This window comes from Stenotrophomonas sp. 85239_Sma (assembly GCF_056481725.1).
In genome coordinates this window covers 1,104,637-1,127,141 of record NZ_CM151163.1, presented here as the reverse complement: position 1 = coordinate 1,127,141, position 22,505 = coordinate 1,104,637, and the positions used below count along the sequence as shown (strand labels likewise).

At 67.7% G+C, this 22,505-nt stretch carries 28 protein-coding genes; 19 read left to right on the top strand and 9 right to left on the bottom strand.

Going from position 1 to position 22,505, the window contains the following annotated elements; translation table 11 throughout:
* A complete protein-coding gene (locus ACYKG1_RS05335) occupies positions 1–231 on the bottom strand; it encodes a BolA family protein (RefSeq protein ID WP_005408396.1) in 231 nt (76 codons plus the stop codon).
* Between the two features lie 54 nt (positions 232–285).
* On the opposite strand from ACYKG1_RS05335, the gene ACYKG1_RS05330 reads away from it, so the two are divergent.
* The 16 genes from ACYKG1_RS05330 (at position 286) to ACYKG1_RS05255 (ending at position 13,526) form a co-directional block, all read left to right on the top strand.
* Positions 286–1,287, top strand: a complete 1,002-nt coding sequence (locus ACYKG1_RS05330; protein WP_100471513.1) for a KpsF/GutQ family sugar-phosphate isomerase — start codon at positions 286–288, stop codon at positions 1,285–1,287.
* A gap of 67 nt (positions 1,288–1,354) precedes the next feature.
* On the top strand, positions 1,355–1,903 hold the full coding sequence (locus ACYKG1_RS05325; protein ID WP_478472027.1) for a KdsC family phosphatase: 549 nt from the start codon (positions 1,355–1,357) through the stop codon (positions 1,901–1,903).
* A complete protein-coding gene (gene lptC, locus ACYKG1_RS05320) occupies positions 1,900–2,475 on the top strand; it encodes an LPS export ABC transporter periplasmic protein LptC (protein WP_100471511.1) in 576 nt (191 codons plus the stop codon). Before ACYKG1_RS05325 ends, lptC begins: the two co-directional genes overlap by 4 nt.
* 105 nt (positions 2,476–2,580) lie before the next feature.
* Positions 2,581–3,147 (top strand): lipopolysaccharide transport periplasmic protein LptA, encoded by a 567-nt coding sequence (gene lptA, locus ACYKG1_RS05315; RefSeq protein ID WP_100471510.1) that lies wholly within the window; start codon positions 2,581–2,583, stop codon positions 3,145–3,147.
* A complete protein-coding gene (gene lptB, locus ACYKG1_RS05310) occupies positions 3,147–3,866 on the top strand; it encodes an LPS export ABC transporter ATP-binding protein (protein ID WP_005415558.1) in 720 nt (239 codons plus the stop codon). Before lptA ends, lptB begins: the two co-directional genes overlap by 1 nt.
* A 40-nt stretch (positions 3,867–3,906) precedes the next feature.
* On the top strand, positions 3,907–5,328 hold the full coding sequence (locus ACYKG1_RS05305; RefSeq protein ID WP_478472025.1) for an RNA polymerase factor sigma-54: 1,422 nt from the start codon (positions 3,907–3,909) through the stop codon (positions 5,326–5,328).
* 58 nt (positions 5,329–5,386) lie between these two features.
* Positions 5,387–5,704 carry a ribosome hibernation-promoting factor, HPF/YfiA family gene (gene hpf / locus ACYKG1_RS05300; RefSeq protein ID WP_005415556.1) on the top strand — a complete coding sequence of 106 codons (318 nt, stop codon included), beginning with the start codon at positions 5,387–5,389 and terminating at the stop codon, positions 5,702–5,704.
* 21 nt (positions 5,705–5,725) lie between these two features.
* Positions 5,726–6,178 (top strand): PTS sugar transporter subunit IIA, encoded by a 453-nt coding sequence (locus ACYKG1_RS05295; RefSeq protein WP_100471508.1) that lies wholly within the window; start codon positions 5,726–5,728, stop codon positions 6,176–6,178.
* Entirely contained in the window at positions 6,175–7,125 is a 951-nt protein-coding gene (gene hprK / locus ACYKG1_RS05290; RefSeq protein ID WP_005408388.1) for an HPr(Ser) kinase/phosphatase, read from the top strand. Before ACYKG1_RS05295 ends, hprK begins: the two co-directional genes overlap by 4 nt.
* Before the next feature lie 26 nt (positions 7,126–7,151).
* On the top strand, positions 7,152–8,036 hold the full coding sequence (rapZ, locus tag ACYKG1_RS05285; protein WP_478472023.1) for an RNase adapter RapZ: 885 nt from the start codon (positions 7,152–7,154) through the stop codon (positions 8,034–8,036).
* Between the two features lie 296 nt (positions 8,037–8,332).
* Entirely contained in the window at positions 8,333–8,725 is a 393-nt protein-coding gene (locus ACYKG1_RS05280; RefSeq protein ID WP_014036239.1) for a PTS sugar transporter subunit IIA, read from the top strand.
* On the top strand, positions 8,718–8,987 hold the full coding sequence (locus tag ACYKG1_RS05275; RefSeq protein ID WP_005408385.1) for an HPr family phosphocarrier protein: 270 nt from the start codon (positions 8,718–8,720) through the stop codon (positions 8,985–8,987). The genes ACYKG1_RS05280 and ACYKG1_RS05275 overlap by 8 nt, the downstream gene beginning before the upstream one ends.
* Positions 8,988–8,989: 2 nt before the next feature.
* The gene (ptsP, locus tag ACYKG1_RS05270) at positions 8,990–10,759 is read left to right on the top strand and encodes a phosphoenolpyruvate--protein phosphotransferase (protein WP_478472021.1); all 1,770 of its coding nucleotides are present in this window, start codon (positions 8,990–8,992) and stop codon (positions 10,757–10,759) included.
* A gap of 187 nt (positions 10,760–10,946) precedes the next feature.
* On the top strand, positions 10,947–12,308 hold the full coding sequence (mgtE, locus tag ACYKG1_RS05265) for a magnesium transporter (RefSeq protein ID WP_008266103.1): 1,362 nt from the start codon (positions 10,947–10,949) through the stop codon (positions 12,306–12,308).
* Positions 12,309–12,370: 62 nt separating this feature from the next.
* Positions 12,371–12,637, top strand: coding sequence for a hypothetical protein (locus ACYKG1_RS05260; protein WP_100471505.1), 267 nt, complete (start codon positions 12,371–12,373; stop codon positions 12,635–12,637).
* A gap of 70 nt (positions 12,638–12,707) precedes the next feature.
* Complete coding sequence (locus ACYKG1_RS05255; RefSeq protein WP_478472019.1) at positions 12,708–13,526, top strand: carboxylesterase family protein; 819 nt, start codon at positions 12,708–12,710, stop codon at positions 13,524–13,526.
* Between the two features lie 87 nt (positions 13,527–13,613).
* On the opposite strand, the gene ACYKG1_RS05250 is transcribed toward ACYKG1_RS05255, so the two are convergent.
* From ACYKG1_RS05250 to ACYKG1_RS05235, 4 genes are all read right to left on the bottom strand, one after another.
* Positions 13,614–14,105: an REP-associated tyrosine transposase gene (locus ACYKG1_RS05250; RefSeq protein ID WP_262083253.1), complete on the bottom strand. Its 492-nt coding sequence runs from the start codon at positions 14,103–14,105 to the stop codon at positions 13,614–13,616.
* Positions 14,106–14,329: 224 nt separating this feature from the next.
* Positions 14,330–15,280 (bottom strand): aspartate carbamoyltransferase catalytic subunit, encoded by a 951-nt coding sequence (locus ACYKG1_RS05245; protein ID WP_049421540.1) that lies wholly within the window; start codon positions 15,278–15,280, stop codon positions 14,330–14,332.
* A gap of 16 nt (positions 15,281–15,296) precedes the next feature.
* A complete protein-coding gene (ruvX, locus tag ACYKG1_RS05240; protein WP_087921744.1) occupies positions 15,297–15,791 on the bottom strand; it encodes a Holliday junction resolvase RuvX in 495 nt (164 codons plus the stop codon).
* Positions 15,784–16,350 carry a YqgE/AlgH family protein gene (locus ACYKG1_RS05235; RefSeq protein ID WP_087921743.1) on the bottom strand — a complete coding sequence of 189 codons (567 nt, stop codon included), beginning with the start codon at positions 16,348–16,350 and terminating at the stop codon, positions 15,784–15,786. The genes ruvX and ACYKG1_RS05235 overlap by 8 nt, the downstream gene beginning before the upstream one ends.
* Positions 16,351–16,441: 91 nt before the next feature.
* Between ACYKG1_RS05235 and ACYKG1_RS05230 the strand changes: the two genes are divergently transcribed.
* Both ACYKG1_RS05230 and ACYKG1_RS05225 read left to right on the top strand, forming a co-directional pair.
* Positions 16,442–18,229: a DUF4153 domain-containing protein gene (locus ACYKG1_RS05230; RefSeq protein WP_262226321.1), complete on the top strand. Its 1,788-nt coding sequence runs from the start codon at positions 16,442–16,444 to the stop codon at positions 18,227–18,229.
* A complete protein-coding gene (locus ACYKG1_RS05225; protein ID WP_262083239.1) occupies positions 18,226–18,768 on the top strand; it encodes a DNA-3-methyladenine glycosylase I in 543 nt (180 codons plus the stop codon). Before ACYKG1_RS05230 ends, ACYKG1_RS05225 begins: the two co-directional genes overlap by 4 nt.
* 73 nt (positions 18,769–18,841) lie before the next feature.
* Here ACYKG1_RS05225 and ACYKG1_RS05220 read toward each other — a convergent pair whose 3' ends face one another.
* The 3 genes from ACYKG1_RS05220 to ACYKG1_RS05210 form a co-directional block, all read right to left on the bottom strand.
* Entirely contained in the window at positions 18,842–19,549 is a 708-nt protein-coding gene (locus ACYKG1_RS05220; protein WP_100471500.1) for a YitT family protein, read from the bottom strand.
* A gap of 93 nt (positions 19,550–19,642) precedes the next feature.
* On the bottom strand, positions 19,643–20,092 hold the full coding sequence (locus ACYKG1_RS05215) for a GNAT family N-acetyltransferase (RefSeq protein WP_262083238.1): 450 nt from the start codon (positions 20,090–20,092) through the stop codon (positions 19,643–19,645).
* 96 nt (positions 20,093–20,188) lie between these two features.
* Positions 20,189–20,398 (bottom strand): DUF4287 domain-containing protein, encoded by a 210-nt coding sequence (locus ACYKG1_RS05210; RefSeq protein ID WP_478472017.1) that lies wholly within the window; start codon positions 20,396–20,398, stop codon positions 20,189–20,191.
* Positions 20,399–20,491: 93 nt separating this feature from the next.
* On the opposite strand from ACYKG1_RS05210, the gene ACYKG1_RS05205 reads away from it, so the two are divergent.
* Positions 20,492–21,388: a LysR family transcriptional regulator gene (locus tag ACYKG1_RS05205; RefSeq protein ID WP_154352063.1), complete on the top strand. Its 897-nt coding sequence runs from the start codon at positions 20,492–20,494 to the stop codon at positions 21,386–21,388.
* 104 nt (positions 21,389–21,492) lie between these two features.
* Here ACYKG1_RS05205 and ACYKG1_RS05200 read toward each other — a convergent pair whose 3' ends face one another.
* Positions 21,493–22,476, bottom strand: coding sequence for an aldo/keto reductase (locus ACYKG1_RS05200; RefSeq protein ID WP_478472015.1), 984 nt, complete (start codon positions 22,474–22,476; stop codon positions 21,493–21,495).
* Positions 22,477–22,505 lie beyond the last annotated feature (29 nt).

The window sequence follows — 22,505 nt, the reverse complement described above, 5'->3', positions numbered from 1 at the left end:
TCAGCCGGCTTCGGCCGGGGTCACGGTTTTCAGCGCCAGCGCGTGGATCGCGCCGCCCATCAGGTCGCCCAGGGTGGCATAGACCATCCGGTGGCGGGCCAGCGGCATCTTGCCGGCAAAGGCCTCGCAGACCACGGTCGCTTCGAAATGCACGCCATCATCGCCCTGCACGTCGGCGCGGGCGCCGGGCAGGCCGGTTTCGATCAGGTTGCGGATGGTGTCGGCGTCCAACGGGCTTTCCTAATAAAATGTGCCTCCATTCTACTTCCGCTGCGTGGCGTCCGCATGGCTGAGTCCCTCCTGCCCCCCCGTTCCGTCGATCCGGCCAGCCTGGTCGCCAGTGGCCGCCGCGTCTTCGAGATCGAACAGCAGGCACTGGATGCCGTGGCCGACCGCCTTGGCGAGGCTTTCCAGCAGGCCTGCCAGGCGATACTGGCCAGCCGTGGCCGGGTGGTCGCCACCGGCATGGGGAAGTCCGGGCATATCGCCCGCAAGATCGCCGCCACCCTGGCCTCCACCGGCACGCCGGCGTTCTACGTGCACCCCGGCGAAGCCGGCCACGGCGACCTGGGCATGATCACCGAGGACGACGTGGTGCTGGCTCTGTCCTATTCGGGTGAATCGGATGAGGTGCTGATGCTGCTGCCGGTGCTCAAGCGCCAGGGCAACGTGCTGATTTCCATGACCGGCCGCCCGCAGTCGAGCCTGGCCACCGCCGCCGACATCCACCTGGACGTGAGCGTGCCGGCCGAGGCCTGCCCGCTGGCGCTCGCGCCGACCTCCAGCACCACCGCCTCGCTGGCGATGGGCGATGCGCTGGCCGTGGCCCTGCTCGATGCACGCGGCTTCACCGCCGACGACTTCGCCCGCTCGCACCCGGCCGGCAGCCTCGGCCGCCGCCTGCTGCTGCACATCACCGACGTCATGCACACCGGCGAGGACCTGCCCAGCGTGGGTGCCGATGCCAGCCTCAGCGAGGCCCTGATGGAAATGAGCCGCAAACGCCTGGGCATGACCGCCGTGGTCGACGACGGCGGCGTGCTGATCGGCCTGTTCACCGACGGCGACCTGCGCCGGGCGCTGGACAGTGCGCTGGACGTACGGACCGCGAAAATCGCCGATGTGATGACCCGCAACCCGCGCACCATCGGCGCCGACCAGCTGGCCGTGGAGGCCGCCCGGCTGATGGAGACCCACAAGATCACCGGCCTGATCGTGGTCGACGGCCAGGGCCGCGCGGTCGGCGCCCTGAACATTCATGACCTGTTGCGGGCCCGGGTGGTTTAACCGACAGTCCGTAGACCCCATTCAGTCTGTACCGCCCCAACCCGAACCCATCGAGCCTGCCACCCTGATGCCCTGGTCCCCCCTGCCCGCCTTCCCCGCCCATCTGCATGCCGCCGCGGCCCGTGTCCGCCTGGCCTGCTTCGACGTGGACGGCACCCTCACCGACGGTCAGCTGTACTACGACAAGGACGGCAACGAGAGCAAGGCGTACTTCGTGCAGGATGGCCTGGGCCTGAAACTGCTGCAACAGCACGGCATCCATCCCGTGCTGATCACTGCGCGCAACAGCCAGTCCGCGCTCAGGCGCGGCGCCGACCTCGGCATCGACACCCAGATCGCCGTGGGCGACAAGCTGGCCAGCGTGCAGGCACTGTGCGCGCAGCACGGCGTCGGCCTGGAGCAGGTGGCCTTCATGGGCGACGACCTGCCGGACCTAGCGCCGCTGGGCGCGGTCGGCCTGGCGGTGGCACCGGCCAACGCCCACCCGTGGATCGCCGAGCGCGTGCACTGGCAGACCCGCGCCAATGGCGGGCGTGGCGCCGCGCGCGAGCTGTGCGACATCCTGCTGGCCGCCCAGGGCCACGTGGACGCGGTCCTTGGGAGGTTCGGCGCATGAACCTGCCGACCCTGAACTGGCGCACCCTGCTCGGAATCGGCCTGCTGCTGGCGGCCCTGCTCAGCAGCTGGGCCGCCCTGCGCAATCGCGACAAGGCGCCGGCCAGTGCCGGCCAGGACGCCGGTGTGGACTACATCCTGCACGACTTCCAGATCGTCGCCCTGGATGAGCACGGCAAGGAATCGACCACCCTGCGCGCCCCGTTGCTGGAGCGCCAGCGTGGCGACCAGACCATCAACATCGCCACGCCGCTGTTCGAGATGCCGGACAAGGATGGCAAGCACTGGACCCTGCGCGCCGAGACCGGCTGGCTCAGCGCCAAGGGCGACGAGATGAAGCTGCGCGGCAACGTCGCCGGCGACAGCCCGGCCGACCCGGGCGTAGTGCCGACCACCTTCCGCACCGACCACCTGGACGTGTTCCCGAAAGAGAACCGTGCCCGCACCGATGCACTGGTCACCATGACCCGCCCCGGCATGGAACAGTCCGGCGTTGGCTTCGAGGTGGATTCGAAGAACAACACGTATCATTTCCTCAGCCAGTCCAAGGGCCGCTACACGCCCCGACGCTGATTCCGCCGCCCTCCTGCGACGTCCCCGGACAGGCGCAAGGCAGGCAGGCAGCCCACCCACCCGCCCCCGGCTTCCCGGGCGGCCCCACCGGTAGAACGGACCCCGATGAAGATTCCCTTTGCAGCCGTACTCGCGCTCGGCCTGCTTGTTCCCAGCGCTGCCTTTGCCAAGTCCACCGACCGCAACGAGAACATGAACATCGACTCCGGCGCCCAGTCGGGCGTGCTCACCGGCGATGGCAAGACCGTGCTTTCGCAGGGCGTGACCGTCACCCAGGGCTCGCTGGACATCCGCTCGTCCGAAGCCGAGATCTACCTGAAGGATGGCGAGGCCGTGCGTGCGGTGTTCATCGGCAAGCAGGCGACGATGAAGCAGCAGCTCGACGATGGCACCTGGATGGACGCGGTGGCTGATCGCATCGACTACGACATCAAGACCGAGATCATCACCCTGACCGGTAACTACAAGGTCACCAGCGCGCGCGGCACCAATGCCGGCCAGCGCATGGTCTACAACACCCGCAGCGGCGAGATGAACTCCGGCGGCGACGGCAGTCGCGTACGCACCGTCATTCCGCCGAAGAACAAGAACCCGGCGGCACAGCCGGCTGCCACGCCCAAGGCGGCGGCGCCGGCCAGCACGCCGGCCAAGCCGGCCGGGAGCAAGAAGTAATGCTCGTCGCCAAGGGCCTGCGCAAGCGCTACAAGCAGCGCGAAGTCGTCAAGGACTTCGGGCTGACCCTCGACGCTGGCGAAGTGGTGGGCCTGCTCGGCCCCAACGGCGCCGGCAAGACCACCTGCTTCTACATGATCGTCGGCCTGGTCGCCGCCGATGCCGGCAGCATCGTGCTCGATGGCAAGGACATCACCAGCGACCCGATGTACACCCGTGCCAAACAGGGCGTGGGCTACCTGCCGCAGGAACCGTCGGTGTTCCGCAAGCTGACCGTGGCCGACAACCTGCGCCTGGTACTGGAGCTGCGCGAAGACCTGGATTCGGCCGGCCGCGAACGCGAATTGAACAGCCTGCTCGACGAACTGCAGCTGGGCCATGTTGCCGACCAGCTCGGCGCCAGCCTGTCCGGTGGCGAACGTCGTCGCTGCGAGATCGCCCGCGCACTGGCCGCACAGCCGCGCCTGATCCTGCTCGACGAACCATTTGCCGGTGTCGACCCGATCTCGGTGGGTGAAATCCAGCGCATCGTCACCCATCTCAAGCAGCGTGGCATCGGCGTGCTGATCACCGACCACAACGTGCGCGAGACCTTGGGAATCTGCGACCGCGCGTATATCCTCGCCGAGGGCACCGTGCTGGCCCAGGGCTCGCCCGAGGCGATCCTGGACAACGCCGACGTACGTCGCGTCTACCTTGGGGATTCCTTCAAGCTGTGACCGCAGGCGCCGGGTCCCTTTCCTTCCGTTCGGCACAGGCATGAAGACTCGGCTGCAGACATCGTTGGGACAGCACCTGGTGCTCACGCCCCAGCTGCAGCAGGCGATCAAGCTGCTGCAGATGTCCACGACCGAACTGGAGCTTGAAATCGCCCAGGCCGTGGAAAGCAATCCGCTGCTGGACTGGGCCGACAGCAACGACAGCAGTGCCGCCAATGAAGGCAGCGACAGCGCGGATGCCGACGCGCCCGCCGAACGCACCGACAACGGCGACGACTGGGCGCCGGCCGAACTCGATTGGAGTGCCGCCGGCAGTGGCGGCAGCTTCGACGATGACGATGACACCGGCAGTGCCGCCGAGCGCGTGGCCGAAACCGAAACGCTGGCCGACCACCTGCTGTGGCAGCTGCACCTGTCGCACCTTTCCACGCATGACCGCAGCATCGGCGCTGCACTGATCGATGCGCTGGACGACGACGGCTACCTGCGCGAACCGCTGGCCACCATCGCCGAAACCCTGCTGCCGGCAGTCCATGCCGATGAGGATGAAATCCTCGCGGTGCTGCACCGTATCCAGCGTTTCGACCCGGTCGGCGTTGCCGCGCGCACGCTTGGCGAATGCCTGCAGCTGCAGCTGGACGTGCTGCCTGGCGACACGCCGGGGCTGGCACTGGCGCGACAGATCGCCGCAGGCCCGCTGGAACGGCTGCCGCGCAGTGGCGTCGCCGGGCTGGCCCATGAACTGAAGCAGCCCCTGGACGAGGTCGACACGGCGGTCGCCCTGCTGCGCTCGCTGGACCCGCGTCCGGGTACGCAGATCGCACCGCTTTCGCAGGACACCTACGTGGTGCCCGATGTCGTGGTGTGGCGGCAGAACGGCATCTGGCGCGCGGCGCTGGCCGGCCATGCCGGACCGAAGGTGGTGATCCACCGCGGTTACGAGCAGCTGATCCGCCGCTGTGGCGAGGCCGACGCCGGCTACCTGCGCGCCCAGCTGCAGGAGGCGCGCTGGCTGCTGAAGGGCCTGCAGCAGCGCGGCGAAACCCTGCTGCGGGTGGTGCGCAGCCTGATCCTGCAACAGGCCGGCTTCCTCGAATTCGGTGAACAGGCGCTGCGCCCGTTGACCCTGCGCGAGATCGCCGCCGAGCTGGGCCTGCACGAATCCACGGTGTCGCGTGCGATCGCCCGCAAGCACGTACGTACGCCGCGCGGCACCCTGCCGCTGCGCGCCTTCTTCGCCTCGGGCATCGATACCGACGGCGGTGGCGAGGCGTCCAGCACGGCCATCCAGGCGATGATCCGGCGCCTGATCGACGATGAGAACCCGCGCAAGCCGCTTTCTGACGCCAAGCTGGCTGAGCTGCTCAAATCGTCGGGAATCCCAGTAGCGCGACGCACCGTGGCGAAGTATCGTGAAGCCATGAACATCTCCGCCTCGCACGAAAGGGTCAGAATCGCTTGACGCGCCGCCGCACCCGGCGGAGAGGTTCATTGGCACATCCGAACACAGGAGAAACCCGATGCGCATCGAAACGTTTGGCAAAGACGTCGAAGTCACCCCGGCCCTGCAGTCCTATGTAGAGGAAAAGCTGGCCCGGATCGGAAAACACTTCGACCAGCACTGCGAAGCGCGGGTGACCCTCAAGCTGCAGAAGACCGAACACCACGTCGACGCCAGCCTCAACATTCCGGGGCAGACCCTGCACGCCGAGGCCGGCGGCCAGACCATGTATGCCGCGATCGACCTGCTTGCGGACAAGCTTGACCGCCTGGTGATCAAGCACAAGGAGAAAAAACAGCAGCACGCACCGCTGCCGGTGGGCGACAATGGCGGCTGATCGCCACCGTTCCCCGCAGACATGCCCCTGACTGACCTCCTGGCGGCCGTGCAGACCCAGCTCTGCACGGCCACCGACCGTGACAGCGTCCTGCAGGCCGCCGCCGGGTTGCTGGCCTGCCGCCAGGCCAACGCCGAACAGATCTATCTGAACCTGTGCCAGCGCGAAGCGCTGGGCAGCACCGCGATCGGCCACGGTATCGCCATCCCCCACGGCCGCGCGCCGACCCTGGACCGCCCACGTGGCGCGCTGCTGCGGCTGGCCACCCCGGTCGACTTCGGCGGCGACGAGCCGGTGGACCTGGTGTTCGCGATGGCCGTCCCCGCCCACTACACCCACCAGCACCTGATGCTGCTGTCCGAGTTGGCCGAACTGTTCTCGGCACCGGACATCCGCCTGGCCCTGCGCGAAGCGGGCGACGCCCGGGCCCTGCGCGAGGCGCTGGACATGACCCCGCCTGCGAGTGCCGCATGAATACCAGCATCACCGCCCGTGAACTGTTCGAACAGCAGCGCGAGCGGCTGGGGCTGCGCTGGGCCGCCGGCAAATCCGGCGAGAAGCGCGAGCTGGAGGCCGGCAACACGGTCTCGCGGCGTCCCTCGCTGGCCGGCTACCTCAATGCCATCTATCCCAACAAGGTGCAGATCCTGGGCACCGAGGAACTGTCCTGGCTGGATGCGCTGGAACCGCGCCAGCGGTGGGAGACCATCGAAAAGATCATGCAGTCGCATCCGCTGGCGCTGGTGCTGACCCGCAACCAGGCGTGCCCGGAAGACCTGCGCGCCGCCGCCGATGAATCCGGTACCCCCCTGTGGCTGTCGCCCAAGCGCGGCCACGAACTGCTCAACCACCTGTCCTACCACCTGGCGCGCACGCTGGCGCCGCGGGTGATCCTGCATGGCGTTTTCATGGAGATCTATTCCATCGGCGTGCTGATCACCGGCGAGGCCGGGTCGGGCAAGAGCGAGCTGGCGCTGGAACTGCTCAGCCGCGGCCACCGCCTGGTCGCCGACGACGCCCCCGAATTCACCCAGATTGCCCCGGACGTGCTCGACGGCACCTGCCCGGAACTGCTGCAGGACCTGCTGGAAGTGCGCGGCCTGGGCGTGCTGAACGTGCGCGAGATGTTCGGCGACACGGCTGTAAAGAAGAACAAGTACCTTCGGCTGATCGTCCACCTGACCAAGCCGATGACCGAACCCACCCCGCATGGTTACGAGCGCCTGACCGGCGACTCGGGTACCCGCCATGTGCTGGACCTGGACGTTCCGCTGATCACCCTGCCGGTGATGCCCGGTCGCAACCTGGCCGTGCTGACCGAGGCCGCGACCCGCCTGCACATCCTGCGCACCAAGGGCATTGACCCGGCAGCGATGTTCATCGCCCGCCACAGCAACCTGCTGGAACGGCGAACACCCTGATTCCCCGCCCTTCGAAGAGCCTGTCCATGAGCACCGCCACCCCCTCCGCCCCGACCCTGATCATCGTCAGCGGCCTGTCCGGCTCGGGTAAATCCGTCGCCCTGAAGACCTTCGAGGACCAGGACTACTACTGCTCGGACAACCTGCCGATCCACCTGCTACCGGACTTCGTGCGCAGCCTGCTGGCCAACCACGACGGCAGCGCGCCGCGCCGGCTGGCGGTGGGCATCGACGTGCGCGGCCAGGCCGACCTGAGCCAGCTGGGCGACTGGCGGAAGCTGGCCACCGATGCCGGCGTGGAAGTGAAGGTGCTGTTCTTCGAGGCCAACGACGAAACGGTGCTCAAGCGCTACGCCGATACCCGTCGTCGCCATCCGCTGAGCCAGCTGGGGTTGTCACTGCCCGAAGCGATCGCCCGCGAACGTGAATTGACCGCCCCGCTGCGACGCGAGGCCGATGCGGTGATCGACACCAGTACGCTCAACGTGCACCAGCTGCGGCGGCGGATCATCACCGAGTTCGCGCTGGACCACGCCACTCGCCTGTCGCTCCTGTTCGAATCGTTCGCCTACAAGCGCGGCGTACCGGCCGAGGCGGACTTCGTGTTCGACACCCGCGTGCTGCCCAATCCGCACTGGGACCCGGACCTGCGCGCACTCAGCGGCCGCGAGCCCGGCGTGCGCGACTACCTGGAAGCGCAGCCGGACGTGCAGCGCTACCTGGCCCAGCTGATGGATTTCCTCGATACCTGGTTGCCGAAACTGGGCGATGGCACCCGCAGCTATGTGACCGTGGCATTCGGCTGCACCGGCGGCAAGCATCGTTCGGTGTTCCTGGCCGAACGCATGGCGCGGCATGCCCGCGAGAAGGGCTGGGAAGACGTGGCCACCTACCACCGCGAACAGGATTGAGGGGGTCGGCCGGGCTGCGCCCGGCACCCGCTGGTAGTGCCGGCCGCTGGTCGGCAACAGCAAAAGCGGCTTCCGTGGGCTGGCAGTGCGGTGTGCTGTTGGTGAGTGTCGACCTTGGTCGACACAGTAGATCCACGCCATGCGTGGATGAATCTCTGCCGGGCATCGAAAAACGGATGGGGTCGGATCCCTTTTCCAGGGGAAAAGGGCTCTGATCCCGGTAACGCTGAATACGGGACACAGTGCCCCTCATCTGCTGCTATCGCCGATTCACCTTGACCTGTTAACGTGCAGTAATGACCTGTGGCATTCTCCTCGTAACACATCCTGGGGTCGGGACCGCCCTGCTTGACGTGGCGACCCGGCTCCTGCGGCAGTTGCCGCTGAAAACCGAAGCTTTCGAAGTACCGTTCGACGCAGACCTGGACGCCCTGCTCCCGCTCGCCTCGGCCGCCCTGCGGCGGGTCGACAGCGGCGAAGGCGTGCTGATCCTGACCGACCTGTACGGCGCCAGCCCCGCCAACCTTGCCGGGCAGCTGGCCCGGCTGGGGACCCCGGTTCGCCGGGTGTCGGCGCTGAGCCTGCCGATGTTGCTGCGGGTGATGAATTATCCGGAACAGGGACTGGATCAACTGCCCGCCACAGCCGCGGCGGGTACCCGTAATGGAGCGATAGTCGACGATGCTTGAACGAGAACTCACCGTCAGCAACCGCCTGGGCCTGCATGCCCGGGCCACCGCCAAGCTGGTGCAGACCCTGGCGCCGTTCCGCTGCAACGTGACCATGGCCGCCAAGGGCCGTGAGATCAACGCCAAGAGCATCATGGGCGTGATGCTGCTGGCCGCCGGCCAGGGCACCCCGGTCACCGTGCGCATCAACGGCGAAGATGAAGCCGCCGCGATGGAAGCGGTGGTCGGCCTGTTCGAACGCCGCTTCGACGAGGACAGCTGAGCGTGCCACGCGCACGCGCCGGCCAGGTCCCTTCCGGCCAGCGGCCGGTACAACTGCTGGCCGGGCACGGTGCTGCCCGCGGCGCGGCAATGGGCCGGGCCCGCGTACGCCTGCCGCATGCGCTGGAAGTGGCCGAGCAACGTATTGCCGTCCACCAGGTCGAGGCCGAGCTGGCCCGCCTGCACCGTGCGGTGGATGCGGCGCGTACGGAAATGCACGAACTGCGGCAGCGGCTGCAGGGTGCACTGAACCATGAAGTGGGCGAGTTCCTCGACCTGCATGCCCTGCTGCTGGATGACCCCGAACTGCTGCTGGGGCTGGACGAGCTGATCCGCAGCGGCCCGTACAGCGCCGGCTATGCGCTGCGCCTGCAGCGTGACCGGCTGGCCAAGGTCTTCGATGGCATGGACGATGCCTACCTGAAGAGCCGCATGGACGATCTCGACCATGTGATCAGCCGCATCCACGCCTTCCTGCAACCCGAACGCCCTCAGGTGATGAAGGGCCTGGCCGGTGAAATCCTGGTCTGCGACAACATCGCTCCGTCCGAACTGGCGCAGCTGCAGGCACAGGGGGTGGTCGGCATCGTCACCGCCGCCGGCAGCGCGCTGTCGCACAGCGCGATCCTGGCGCGCAGCCTGCACCTGCCCTTGATCGTCAACGTGCCGCAGCTGCTCAGCCGCATCGCTGACGGCGACGTGCTGATCATCGACGGTGCCGACGGCAGCATCACCGCCAACCCGTTGGCAGACAACCTGCGTGACTACCGCGCGCGCCTGAAGGAACACGCGCGCGAGCAGCGCGAGCTTGGTCGCCTGCGCAGCAAGCCTAGCCGTACCCGCGACCAGGTCGACATCGCCCTGCTGGCCAATGCCGAATCGCTGGAGGACGTCACCCACGCGCATGCGCTGGGTGCTCAAGGGCTGGGCCTGTACCGCACCGAGTTCCTGTTCCTGCAGCGCAACGAACTGCCGGACGAAGAAGAACAGTTCCAGACCTACCGCGATGCCGCGCTGGGCATGACCGGCCGGCCGGTGACCATCCGCACGCTCGACCTGGGTGCGGACAAGGCCGATCGCACCGGCCTGACCCTGAGCAACGAAGAGAACCCGGCATTGGGCCTGCGCGGTGTGCGCCTGTCGCTGGCACGGCCCAAGGTGGCCGACACCCAGCTGCGCGCGATCCTGCGCGCCTCGGCCTACGGCAAGCTGCGCGTGCTGGTGCCGATGGTCAGCACCCGCGAGGAACTGCTGGCGGTGCGCCGGCGCATGCTCAAGCTGGGCGAACAGCTGCGCGGCGAAGGCCACATGGTGTCCGAGCACGTGCCGCTGGGCGCGATGATCGAAGTACCGGCCGCGGCGCTGGCGCTGGAGAGTTTCATCGATCTGGTCGATTTCCTGTCGATCGGCACCAATGACCTGGTGCAGTACCTGCTGGCCGCCGACCGCAACAACGAGGCACTGGGTGAGTTGTATTCACCGTTGCACCCGGCAGTGCTGCGGCTGTTGCAGATGGTGATCGAGACCGGCGCACGCCACCGCGTCCCGGTGGCGGTCTGCGGCGAGATGGCCGGTGATGCGCGGATGACCCCGCTGCTGCTGGCCCTGGGCCTGAGCGAGTTCAGCCTGCATCCCGGTACGTTGCTGGAGGTGCGCCGCGCGATCCGCGAAGCCGACCTGGGTGCGCTGCGCGCCCGTGCGCCGAAGCTGCTGGCCGCGCGCGACCGCCGCGCCATCGAGCGCTGGCTGGCGCTGGTGGCGGATACGGCCTGACACCACCCGCTCGCCGGGCATGCACGCCTGGGGTCAGATCCCTTTTCCGCAGGAAAAGGGATCTGACCCCGTCTCGTCGCGGCCGGGGTATCCGGTGAAACATCCCCTTGCGATAATGACGCGCTGAACACCCCTGTTGCCGCATCCTTGCCGGGATCGCGGCTTTTCTTATCCCGCGGGAGCTGCGATGGCTGAAGCTGTACGCCACGACAAGACTGCGCGCCAACTGCGGATGTTGTCCGATGCACTGGACAGCGGCCGGCTGGGCCCGGTGCGTCGCCTGGTCAACACCCTGGCCCCGGCCGAGATCGGCAACCTGCTTGAATCGCTGCCGCCAGGCAAGCGTGAGGTGGTGTGGGGCTTGGTCGACCCGGAAGATGACGGCGAGGTGCTGGTCCACGTCGGCGAAGACGTGCGCGAGAGCCTGCTCGCGGACATGGACCCGGACGAGATCATCGCCGCGGTCGAAGACCTGGACATCGACGATCTGGCCGACCTGGTCGAAGACCTGCCGGATACGGTCATCGACGAGGTCCTCAAGTCGATGGACCGCGAGAACCGCGAGCGCCTGGAACAGGTGCTGTCCTACCCCGAGGACAGCGCCGGCCGCCTGATGAACCCGGACGTGGTGACCGTGCGCGCCGACGTCAATGTCGACGTGGTGCTGCGCTACCTGCGCCTGCGCGGCGAATTGCCGGACCACACCGACCACCTGTTCGTGGTCAGCCGGCGCCACCAGTATCTCGGCCGGGTGTCGCTGGCGGCACTGGTGACCCACGAGGACACCACCCCGATCAACCGCCTGATCGACGACGAGCAGCCGGCCATCGACGTCGGCGAGAGCGACCAGGAGGTCGCCCGCCAGTTCTCCGACCATGACTGGATCTCCGCGCCGGTGGTGGACGACAACAACATCCTGATCGGCCGCATCACCATCGATGACGTGGTCGACATCATCCGTGGCCAGGCCGAGCACCAGGCGCTGGGCGCCGCCGGCCTGGACGAGGACGAGGATCTGTTCAGCCCGGTCTGGCGCGCCATGCGGCGGCGCCTGATGTGGCTGTCGGTGAACCTGTGCACCGCCTTCCTGGCCTCCAGCGTGGTCGGCCACTTCGAAGGCACCATCGACAAGCTGGTGGCACTGGCCGTGCTGATGCCGATCGTGGCGGGCCTGGGCGGCAATGCCGGTACCCAGGTGCTGGCGCTGATGGTGCGCGGCCTGGCACTGGGCCAGGTGGGCGCGTCCAACGCGCGCACGCTGCTGTGGAAGGAAGTACGGGTCGCCTTGTTGAACGGCGTGATGCTGGGTTCCGTACTGGGGCTGATCGTGCTGGCCTGGTTCCACTCGCCCGGGCTGTCGGCGGTGATCGCCATCGCGCTGACCTGCAACCTGCTGTTCGCCGCGCTGGCCGGCGTGCTGGTGCCACTGACCCTGAAACGCTTCGGCTTCGACCCGGCGCTGGCCAGCGGCATCTTCCTGACCGCCGTGACCGACTCGATGGGCTTTTTCACCTTCCTTGGCCTGGCCACGCTGGTGCTGCTGCACTGATCCCCGCTGGGCCGGATCCCGGCGGTGCAGGGCTCCAACCCGCTTTCCATCCTGGAACATCCATGGCAACAACGATCGAAAACTACTTCCAGCCCGGCTGGCGCGACCAGCAGCACACCTGCCCGGCCTGCGAATGGAAGGGCAGCTCGCGCGCCATGGAGATGGAGCTGGCCGAGGACGCCACCGAGTACGACTGCCCGGTCTGCGAGAACCCGCTGCTGGTGGTGCTGCACCCGGACATCGCGCAGGTGCAGGCGGCCGCCGCCGGCGGCAATGCCGAAGCGCAGGAGCAGCTGGACATCATCGCCAGCTTCCCGCGCCCGGAGTGATGCGGCGCATGATGCCGGACCGAAGGCGGCGGACTACGATGCAGGCGATCTCGCCGCTTCGGGAAACCCCATGGTCCGTTTGCTGTTCCGCTGGCTGCCACTGCTGGCCCTCCTGGTGATGAGCGGTTGCACTTCGCTGCCGGACAGCGCGCGTGGTCGCTTCGAAGCACGCGCGGTGAAGGTGGACGGGCATACGGCCTACTACCAGGTATTCATTCCCGCGGGCCTGCAGGCCCGCAGTCCTCGCGGAGAGACGCCCGCAGCCTCCCATGTCCCGGTGGTCCTGTTCCTGCACGGTTCGGGCGAACGCGGCGGCGACGGTGTCAAGCAGACTCAGGCCGGGCTCGGGCCCTACCTGCGCGAGCATCCCGACTTCCCCGCCCTGGTGGTGTTCCCGCAGGTACCAGGCCACGAGGAATGGAGCGGCCGCAACAATCGTGCGGCGGTGGCCGCGCTGGACGCGACGATTGCCGAATTCGGCGCAGACCCGGCGCGGCAGTACCTGACCGGCATGTCGATGGGCGGCTACGGCAGCTGGAACATCGCCCTGGACGACCCGCGCCGCTTTGCCGCGATCGTCCCCGTGTGCGGCGCGGTACTTGCGCCACGCGCGAAGCGCCCGACCCTGTTCGTCGAGCAGGTCGCGCGGGAAGCCGATCCGTATGCCGTGATCGCGCAACGCTTGCAGCACACGCCGATCTGGATCTTCCACGGTGCGCTGGACGACGTGGTGCCACCGGACGATGACCGCAGGCTGCACGCCGCATTCCAGAGCACCCACGCACGCGATGTGCGCTACACCGAGTACCCGCAGGGCAACCACAATGCCTGGGACGCCACCTATGCGGACCCGACGATGTGGGCGTGGTTGTTCGCGCAGAAGCGCTGAGCTGCAGCTTCTGCTGGGAAACATCTGTTGGTGGATACCTACCGTTGGTCGGCTTGGGTATGGGTGGGTGCCGACCGTTGGTCGGCACTATCTCTCCGCTTCGGGGTAATCCATTGCTTGGTACCTCCCATCGATCTCCCATCGGCACCAGGCATACGGATACTCTCCCACGCAGCTCGCCAAGTTCGCCCTGACCGGGTTGGCGACGATGTACATCGCATGACGAAACAGTGATTCTTCAGAACGAATCGCGTGATCGTGATAGCTCGATTGCCAGAATGGTCCTGTCTTGCCCAGCATGCGGTTGATCCGCAATGCACTGCTCGATTTGAAGCGTTGCATGATGTAGTCCAGCGAGAACGCGCGGAGCTCCACAAGCCAATGGATGTGGTCCGGCATGACTACATAGGCAAGTGAGTGTGTCAGGCCCTCATCATCAATGCGACGGAACACCTCCATCACGACCTGCGCCGCAGTGGCGTCTTCGAAGTAGTGTCGACGGCCCTGGGTGACGGTGGTCAGGATGTAGGATTGCCCGATCCGGGAATGGCGGCCAAGGCGTAGGCGTGCGCGATTCATCGGCACAAGCGTGTGCTTGCCAGCAGTCACCTTCTATCGGGCAAACACTCCGATGCAGGTAGGCCTGTAGCCAATCAATGGCTACGCTCGGCACTTCATTGGACTGATGGCTCTGTGCCGACCAACGGTCGGCACCCACCCAAGCAGTTTAAGGTGAATTCCCATTGTGCCGACCAACGGTCGGCACCTACCCAAGCCGTCAAGGTTGGCACCCACCAGAGCGGTCAGCCCAGCAGGGTTTCCAGCACGGCCATGCGCACGGCGACGCCGTTGGCGACCTGGCGCAGTACCCACGACTGCGGGCCGTCGGCCACCTCGTCGGTGACTTCCACGCCGCGGTTGATCGGGCCCGGGTGCAGCACCGCGGCATCCTTGCCCGCGCGCGCCAGGCGTTCGTTGGTCAGGCCGTACTGGGCGTGGTACTGCTCCAGCGAAGGCACCAGGCCTTCTTCCATGCGCTCGCGCTGCAGGCGCAGCATCATCAGCGCGTCGACGCCTTCCAGCATCGCGTCGAAATCATCGCCGACCACGCAGCCCTTCAGGGTCTCGTCGTCCGGCAGCAGCGACTGCGGGCCGCACACGCGGATCTCGCCCACGCCCAGCGTGCGCAGTGCATGCAGGTCGGTGCGGGCTACGCGCGAATGCTTCACGTCGCCGACGATCACCACCTTCAGCTTTGAGAAGTCCGGGCCCTTGGCCTGGCGCAGGGTCAGCATGTCCAGCAGGCCCTGGGTCGGGTGCGCGCTGCGCCCGTCGCCGGCGTTGATCAGCGCGGTGCCCTCGCCCGCCGCTTCGGCCAGCGCGGCCACGGCGCCATCATCGGGGTGGCGCACCACGAAGCCGCGCACGCCCATCGCTTCCAGGTTGCGCAGCGTGTCGCAGGCGGTTTCGCCCTTGCGCGTGGACGAGGTCGAGGCATCGAAGTTGAGCACATCGGCGCCCAGGCGCTGCGCGGCCAGCTGGAACGAGCTGCGGGTACGGGTGGACGGTTCGAAGAACAGCGTGCATACCGCCGAACCGGCCAGCACGTGGCGCTTGTTGCCGACGCGGCCGACCGCGGCGTCGCGGATCTGCCCCGCCCGGTCGAGCAGCTGCAGCAGGGTTTCGCGTGGCAGGCCCTCCAGGGTCAGCAGGTGGCGCAGGCGTCCGGAGGCATCGATTTGCTGTGCGGTCATGGCGGGAGTCGTGCAGTCAGGGAATGGGGGTACCGTCGTCCGGCGACGACAGCCAGCGGTCGATGATCACCGCCGCGGCCACGGCATCGAGGGCGGCCGCATCGCGTCGGCGCTTGCGCCCTTCGGCGCGCTCGACAGCGAAGCGGCGGGCGGCCTCGACCGAGCTGGAACGCTCGTCGATCATCACCACCGGCAGCTTGAAGCGCTCCCGCAGCTGGCGGGCGAAGCCCTGCGCACGCTTGCGGTTGGGCTGGTCCTGGCCATCCAGGGTCAGCGGGTCGCCGACCACCAGGCCGTCGGGCTTCCATTCCTTGAGCAGGCGTTCGATCGCGGCCCAGTCCGGGCCGTTGCCGTGCACATCGACCACGGCCACCGCGCGCGCATGGGCGGCGAAGGCACTGCCGATGGCCACGCCGATCCGCCGCGAGCCGACATCGAAACCCAGAACGGTGCCGTCACGGCGGATGGCCGGGGCAGGAGAAACCGGTGCGGGCGCGGCCGGCTCAGACATGGCCGCTGTAGTCGGTCAGCCGGAACAGGTCCACGCCGATGCGCGAGGCCGCACCCTGCCAGCGCTGCTCCAGCGGCAGCTGGAACACCAGCTCGGCGTCGGCCGGCACGGTCAGCCAGCTGTTCTCGGACAGCTCGCTTTCCAGCTGCCCTGCCCCCCAACCGGCACAGCCCAGGGTAACCACGGCATTGGCCGGGCCTTCGCCGCGCGCCATCGCTTCAAGGATGTCGCGCGAGGTGGTCAGGTACAGGCCTTCGCCCACGGTCAGGCTGGAATCCCACGCCCGCCCGTCGTCGTGGATGACGAAGCCGCGTTCGGGATGCACCGGGCCGCCATTGAGCACCATGCGCGCCTGCAGGTCGCCATCGCCGGTGGTGATGTCCATCTGCGCGAGCACTTCACCCAGCGTGTACTCGGACGGCTGGTTGACCAGCACGCCCATCGCACCGTTCTCGTCGTGCTGGCAGATCAGCGCGACGCTGCGGGCAAAGGTCGCGTCGAGCAGCGACGGCAGCGCGACGAGCAGGTGATCGGCGAGGGAAGTCGGCGTTACAGGCATGCCCCCATTCTACCTGCTGGGGGCGGGATGGTCGCGCGATGGACGCGCGCGTCGATCGGCTACGATGGCACTTTGCCATGGAAGGTCGTCGATGCAGCCCTCTTTGCCACTGACCCTGCCGGCACGCAGCGCCATCGTCCTGATCGCGCTGCTGCAGGGCCTGATGCTGTATGCCGCGCAGGAGCTGTCCGAAGCGTGGCCGTTCCGCGATATCGGCTGGCGCTACTGCTGGTACGCCTGGGTGCTGGCCATTCCCAGCGCGGTGGCGCTGAGCCTGGTCGAGCTGGGCCAGCGCCGCCTGTGGCTGCAGGCCATGCTCGGCTCAGCGGTGGTGCTGGCGCTGGCCGCCTGGGTCGGCTGGAACCTCAATGGCGAGATCGCGCTGGAATCGGGCCCGCTGCAGTTCCCGCTGACCCTGGGCATGGCCGTGGCGGTGTTCGTGGTACTGCCCTGGTGGCAGTTCCAGCTGCAGCACGGGCATTGGCGCGCCAGCTATCCGGAGCTGTTCGAGCGCGCCTGGCAGAACGGCCTGACCTTGGCGCTGGCGGCGCTGTTCACTGGCCTGACCTGGCTGCTGCTGTGGCTGTGGGCGGCACTGTTCCAGCTGCTGGACGTGACCTTCTTCCGCGACCTGTTCCGGCAGGACGCGTTCATCGCGCTGGCCACCGGCAGCCTGGCCGGATTCGGCGTGCTGATCGGGCGCACCCAGCACCGCGCGATCCAGATCACCCGCCAGGTGCTGTTCGCGATCTGCCGCGGGCTGCTGCCGCTGCTGTCGTTCATCGCCGTGCTGTTCGTGCTGAGCCTGCCGCTCACCGGGCTGGAGCCTTTGTGGAAGACCCGCTCGGCCGCCAGCCTGCTGCTGGTGCTGTCGCTGTTGCTGGTGACCTTCACCAATGCGGTCTACCAGCAGGGCGATGACACCGCCCCCTACCCCGTCGTGCTGCGCCGGCTGGTCGAGGCCAGCCTGCTGGCGTTACCGGTCTACGCGGCGTTGGCGCTGTATGCGCTGGGCCTGCGCGTGATGCAGTACGGCTGGACGGTGGACCGGTTCTGGGCGGTGCTGATCGCACTGGCCGTGGCCGGCTATGCCGTGGGCTATGCACTGGCGGTGCTGCGCCGGCAGGGCCGTTGGCTGCAGGCGCTGGAGCCGGTCAACCGCTGGATGTGCTGGGCGGTGTTGGCACTGGCGCTGCTGGGCAACTCGCCGCTGCTGGACCCGGTACGGCTGGCCCTGTCCAGCCAGTTGGCGCGCCTGCGCGCGGACCCGCCGGCGATCACCAGCACTGACGTCAACGTGCTGCGCTTCGATCTTGGGCGCCGTGGCGTGCAGGCGCTGCGCGAGCTGGAGCGTGATCCGGCGATCACCGCCGATGCCAACGCGCCACAGGTGATCGCTGCCGCACTGGCACGTACTTCACGCTGGGACGACGGACAACGCCTCGACAAGGGTCTGCAGGACGTCGCCGCCCTGCAGCGCGCGCTGAAGCTTGCCAAGGGATCGAGCTCGCCACCGGACGATTGGTGGCAGGCACTGGCCACGCGCTCGATCAATGGCGAATCCTGCGCCCAGAGCGAGCGCGACTGCCTGATCGTGCATCGGGACCTGGATGGCGATGGCAGCGGCGATGTGCTGCTGTGCGAGCTGTACACCCACCGTGGGCCGGACTGCGTGTTGTACGCACGTGGCAGGAATTCCCAGTGGCGCCGGGCCGGTTCGCTGTTCGGCACCGTCAGCGGCCAGGCCGAAGCGATCAACCAGGCCCTGCGTGATGGCGAACTCTCGCTCGAACCGCCGCGCTGGCCGATGCTGTCCATCGGTGGGCGCCCTGCGGTGGCCATCGATCCCGAACCCGAATCCAACGAGTCTTCCCCATGAGCGGCTACTGCCTCATCGCCCCGGGTCATCCGGTGCACGACTACTACCACGCCAACGAGTACGGCTTTCCGCAGCGTGACGAGCGCGAGCTGTTCGAGCGGCTGGTGCTGGAAATCAACCAGGCCGGGTTGAGCTGGGAAACGATCCTGAAGAAGCGCGAGGGTTTCCGCGCGGCCTATGACGGCTTCGATGTGGACCGCGTGGCGGCGTATGCCGAGCAGGACATCGAACGCCTGCTGTCGGACACGGGCATCATCCGCAACCGGCTGAAGGTGCTGGCGGCGATCCACAACGCGCAGGTGATCCAGCAGCTGCGGGCCAGCCATGGCAGCTTCGCGGGCTGGCTGGATGCACATCACCCGCGCAGCAAGGCCGACTGGGTGAAGCTGTTCAAGAAGACCTTCCGCTTCACCGGCGGCGAGATCACCGGTGAGTTCCTGATGAGCCTGGGCTACCTGCCCGGTGCGCACGCCGAGGACTGCCCGGTGCATGCGCGGCTGCTGAAGCTGTCGCCGCCGTGGTTGAACGCGGCCCGGTAGTGCCGGCCGCTGGCCGGCAACCTCGGGATGCCGCAGGTGGTGCCGGCCAGCGGCCGGCACTACCGTCGAATCGTCACACGCCCATGTAGCGGCCGGGGCGGTGGTTGAACATCAGCACCAGGCTGAGCACCACCGCGCCGATGGCCGAGTACAGCACCTTCGACGGCGACAGCACGAAGAACGCGGCCACCATCAGGCAGGCGTCGTAGGACATCTGCACCTTGCCCGCGCTCCAGCCGCGGGTGCGCTGCAGGTACACCGCCAGGATGCCGATGCCACCGAGGCTGGCGCGGTGGCGGATGAAGAACAGGATGCCCAGGCCGGACAGCGCGCCACCGACGATCGCCGAATACAGCGGATTGATGTGCGAGAAGTCGATCCAGCGCGGCAGCAGGTCGGTCAGCACGCCACAGGCGGTGACCGCGGCGAAGGTCTTCAGGGTGAATTCCCAGCCCATGCGCCGCAACGCCACCCAGTAGAACGGCAGGTTGACCAGCACGAACACCAGGCCGAAGTTCCAGCCCATCGCGTAGTGCAGCAGGAAGGCCATGCCGGCCATGCCGCCGATCATCAGCCCGCCCTTGGCGAAGATGGCCAGGCCCAGCGAGGCCACCATCGTGGCCAGCACCATGCCCTGCACGTCCTCGGTAATCGAGTGACGCAGCGCTTTCTCGTCGGCGGTGGTGCCGGCACTGTCGGGCGGCGGGGTCAGCGGACCGGCGGTGACCAGGTGGCCGTCAGCGTCGTCGCACGGCGCGGGGCCATGGGAGGGAAGGGACATGCGGGTGGGGGAACAGCAGGTGGGGAGCGATATTAGACACGATCTGCATGACAGTTGCAGATGAAATCGTTCAGTCAGGCCCGCCCATTCAGGTTATCCCGGGTCCACGACGGGCAGCACGGCCAGCATGTCCTCACCGTCTTCGTCCATGCCGGTCTCGACGAATCCGAAGCTGCTGTAGAAGGCGCCGGCGACCGGATTGCGCGGGTTGTAGCAGATCTCGATCTCAACCAGGCCGGGCGTTGCCCGGATCTGCACCAGCGCCAGTTCCAGCGCGCGGCGCCCGATGCCACGCCCCTGCCAGCGCTGATCGACCATGAAGCGCCAGATCGACGTCCGCTGCGGCGTTTCCGGCACCCACATGAAGAACCCGACCAGCTCGCCATCGGCCAGGATGGCGCGGGTCTGGTAGCCGGGATTGAATGCGGCCTGCACCAGCGACCAGGTATTGCCGGCCACGAAGTCCTGCTGCGCCTGGCTGACCTCGAGGTCGCACACGGCTTCGTAGTTGTCGACGGTGATCGCGTCCAGCGTGACCTGCATGGGGGCGTCCTGCCTCGGGATGGACGCCCAGTCTGCCCGACCCTGATGCCGTGTGGCGGGTGCCCCACACGGCCGTTCAGCCCAGCGTTGCCTGCCTCATCCCTTCCCGGCCAGATGGTGCGCCACCAGCGCGTTGGCATGGCCATGGCCCAACCCATGTTCGCTTTTCAGGAAGCTGACCAGCTCCATGTGTTTCAGGCCCTTCCTGCCCGCCAGCAGCCCGAGCCAGTGCGCCACCGGCTGGCCGTAGGTTTTCTCGATGGAGGGGAAGTACGAAGCCGGGCCCTTGGGCCTTTCAGTGCTCATGCGGAAGCTCCTTGCGTTGGATGTACCGTTACGACGAACCGGAGTACGGGAAATCGACGGGCCCGTTCAATCCGGGAGCCGTATCATCCCTGCATGCCCCGTGAAAACCTCAACGACCTGCAGGCCTTCGTCCACGTCGCCCGCGAGGGCAGCTTCACCCGGGCCGCCGCCCAGCTGGGTGTTTCCCAGTCCGCGCTCAGCCATGCCATGCGCGGGCTGGAACAGCGCCTGGGCGTGCGCCTGCTGACCCGCACCACCCGCAGCGTGTCCACCACCGAAGCTGGCGCCCGCCTGCTCGAGACCCTCGCTCCGCGCCTGGCCGAGATCGAGGACGAACTGGCCGCGCTGGCCGAATACCGTGAACGCCCGGCCGGCACCATCCGCATCAATGCCACCGGCCACGCCGCCGAGTACATCGCGTGGCCACGGCTGGCGCCGCTGCTGCAGCAGTATCCGGATTTGAAGGTGGAACTGGCTGCCGACTACGGGCTGGCCGACATCGTCGCCGAGCGCTACGACATCGGCATCCGCCTCGGCGAGCGACTGGCGCGCGACATGGTCGCGGTACCGATCAGCCCGCCGCTGCGCATGCGCGTGGTCGGCGCGCCCAGCTACTTCCGCCAGCACGTGGTGCCGCAGCACCCGGATGACCTGGCCCAGCACAACTGCGTGACCCTGCGCCTGCCCACGCATGGCGGGCTGATGCCGTGGGATTTCGGCCAGGACGGCAACGAACTGAGCGTGCGCGTGAGAGGCCAGTGGACCTTCAACACCATGGGCATGACCCGCGCCGCCGCGCTGGCTGGCAGCGGGCTGGCCTGGCTGCCGGAGGACCAGGTGCAACCGATGCTGGACGATGGCCGCCTGCAGTCGGTGCTGGACGACTGGTGCCCGCACTTCGATGGCTACTACGCGTATTACCCGTCGCGCCGCCACGTGACGGTGGCGATGCGCACGGTGCTTGATGCGCTGCGCGGGCCGATGGGGTGAGGGTTAAGGAGTGCGGACCAACGGTCCGCACCCACCACCAACGGTCCGCACCCACCACCATCGATCCGCCCCCACCATGATGGGTGTCCGTACCCGGCTGGTGATCAGCCCTTGGCCTGGGCCGCGCGCTGCGCGTTGTAGCGCTCGCCGACGATCGACACTTCATCCAGCGCCTGCGCGATGCGTTGCAATTCCTCCGGCGCAAGTTGCAGGTCGACCGCGCCCAGGTTTTCTTCCAGGCGATGGACCTTGGTGGTGCCCGGGATCGGCACGATCCACGGCGCCTGTGCCAGCAACCAGGCCAGTGCCACCTGTGCCGGCGTCGCGCCACGCGCCGCAGCAATCGTGCCGATGCGATCCACCAGCGCCTGGTTGGCGCGGCGTGCTTCCACCTGGAAACGCGGCACGCTGTTGCGGAAGTCGTTGGCGTCGAAGGTGGTGTCGGCGTTGATCGCGCCGGTCAGGAAGCCGCGGCCCAGCGGGCTGAACGGCACGAAGCCGATGCCCAGTTCCTGCAGGGTCGGCAGCAGCTCGCGCTCCGGTTCGCGCCACCACAGCGAGTACTCGCTCTGCACGGCGGCGACCGGCTGCACCGCATGCGCACGGCGCACGGTGGCGGCGCTGGCCTCGGACAGGCCGAAGTGGCCGACCTTGCCTTCGGCGATCAGGTCGCGCACGGTGCCGGCCACATCTTCGATCGGCACGTTCGGGTCCACGCGGTGCTGGTAGAACAGGTCGATATGGTCGGTACGCAGGCGCCGGAGGCTGGCTTCGGCCACCGCACGGATGTTCTCCGGGCGGCTGTCCAGACCGGTATCGACGCGCGCGTCCTTGAAGCCGAACTTGGTGGCGATCACCAGCGTGTCGCGATACGGCGCCAACGCTTCGCCGAGCAGGTCTTCGTTGGTGTACGGGCCATACACCTCGGCGGTGTCGAAGAAGGTCACGCCACGCTCGACGGCGGCCTGCAGCAGGGCGATGCCCTGGCTGCGCTCCACCGGCTGGCCGTAGGCATGGGTCAGGCCCATGCAGCCCAGGCCCAGGGCGGAAACCTTCAGGCCGCTGCGGCCGAGTTCACGTGTCTGCATCGTCGTGCTCCAGAGGGGGAGCGCTGACG

Coding starts and splice junctions, on each gene's coding strand:
- ACYKG1_RS05210 (WP_478472017.1), bottom strand. CDS start 20,398: ATGAGCACTGAAAGGCCCAAGGGCCCGGCTTCGTACTTCCCCTCCATC.
- ACYKG1_RS05260 (WP_100471505.1), top strand. CDS start 12,371: ATGGCAACAACGATCGAAAACTACTTCCAGCCCGGCTGGCGCGACCAG.
- ACYKG1_RS05275 (WP_005408385.1), top strand. CDS start 8,718: ATGCTTGAACGAGAACTCACCGTCAGCAACCGCCTGGGCCTGCATGCC.
- ACYKG1_RS05205 (WP_154352063.1), top strand. CDS start 20,492: ATGCCCCGTGAAAACCTCAACGACCTGCAGGCCTTCGTCCACGTCGCC.
- lptC (WP_100471511.1), top strand. CDS start 1,900: ATGAACCTGCCGACCCTGAACTGGCGCACCCTGCTCGGAATCGGCCTG.
- hprK (WP_005408388.1), top strand. CDS start 6,175: ATGAATACCAGCATCACCGCCCGTGAACTGTTCGAACAGCAGCGCGAG.
- ACYKG1_RS05200 (WP_478472015.1), bottom strand. CDS start 22,476: ATGCAGACACGTGAACTCGGCCGCAGCGGCCTGAAGGTTTCCGCCCTG.
- ACYKG1_RS05235 (WP_087921743.1), bottom strand. CDS start 16,350: ATGCCTGTAACGCCGACTTCCCTCGCCGATCACCTGCTCGTCGCGCTG.
- ACYKG1_RS05215 (WP_262083238.1), bottom strand. CDS start 20,092: ATGCAGGTCACGCTGGACGCGATCACCGTCGACAACTACGAAGCCGTG.
- ACYKG1_RS05255 (WP_478472019.1), top strand. CDS start 12,708: ATGGTCCGTTTGCTGTTCCGCTGGCTGCCACTGCTGGCCCTCCTGGTG.
- ACYKG1_RS05225 (WP_262083239.1), top strand. CDS start 18,226: ATGAGCGGCTACTGCCTCATCGCCCCGGGTCATCCGGTGCACGACTAC.
- lptB (WP_005415558.1), top strand. CDS start 3,147: ATGCTCGTCGCCAAGGGCCTGCGCAAGCGCTACAAGCAGCGCGAAGTC.
- lptA (WP_100471510.1), top strand. CDS start 2,581: ATGAAGATTCCCTTTGCAGCCGTACTCGCGCTCGGCCTGCTTGTTCCC.
- ACYKG1_RS05305 (WP_478472025.1), top strand. CDS start 3,907: ATGAAGACTCGGCTGCAGACATCGTTGGGACAGCACCTGGTGCTCACG.
- ACYKG1_RS05325 (WP_478472027.1), top strand. CDS start 1,355: ATGCCCTGGTCCCCCCTGCCCGCCTTCCCCGCCCATCTGCATGCCGCC.
- rapZ (WP_478472023.1), top strand. CDS start 7,152: ATGAGCACCGCCACCCCCTCCGCCCCGACCCTGATCATCGTCAGCGGC.
- mgtE (WP_008266103.1), top strand. CDS start 10,947: ATGGCTGAAGCTGTACGCCACGACAAGACTGCGCGCCAACTGCGGATG.
- ACYKG1_RS05280 (WP_014036239.1), top strand. CDS start 8,333: ATGACCTGTGGCATTCTCCTCGTAACACATCCTGGGGTCGGGACCGCC.
- ACYKG1_RS05295 (WP_100471508.1), top strand. CDS start 5,726: ATGCCCCTGACTGACCTCCTGGCGGCCGTGCAGACCCAGCTCTGCACG.
- hpf (WP_005415556.1), top strand. CDS start 5,387: ATGCGCATCGAAACGTTTGGCAAAGACGTCGAAGTCACCCCGGCCCTG.
- ACYKG1_RS05220 (WP_100471500.1), bottom strand. CDS start 19,549: ATGTCCCTTCCCTCCCATGGCCCCGCGCCGTGCGACGACGCTGACGGC.
- ruvX (WP_087921744.1), bottom strand. CDS start 15,791: ATGTCTGAGCCGGCCGCGCCCGCACCGGTTTCTCCTGCCCCGGCCATC.
- ACYKG1_RS05250 (WP_262083253.1), bottom strand. CDS start 14,105: ATGAATCGCGCACGCCTACGCCTTGGCCGCCATTCCCGGATCGGGCAA.
- ACYKG1_RS05330 (WP_100471513.1), top strand. CDS start 286: ATGGCTGAGTCCCTCCTGCCCCCCCGTTCCGTCGATCCGGCCAGCCTG.
- ACYKG1_RS05230 (WP_262226321.1), top strand. CDS start 16,442: ATGCAGCCCTCTTTGCCACTGACCCTGCCGGCACGCAGCGCCATCGTC.
- ACYKG1_RS05245 (WP_049421540.1), bottom strand. CDS start 15,280: ATGACCGCACAGCAAATCGATGCCTCCGGACGCCTGCGCCACCTGCTG.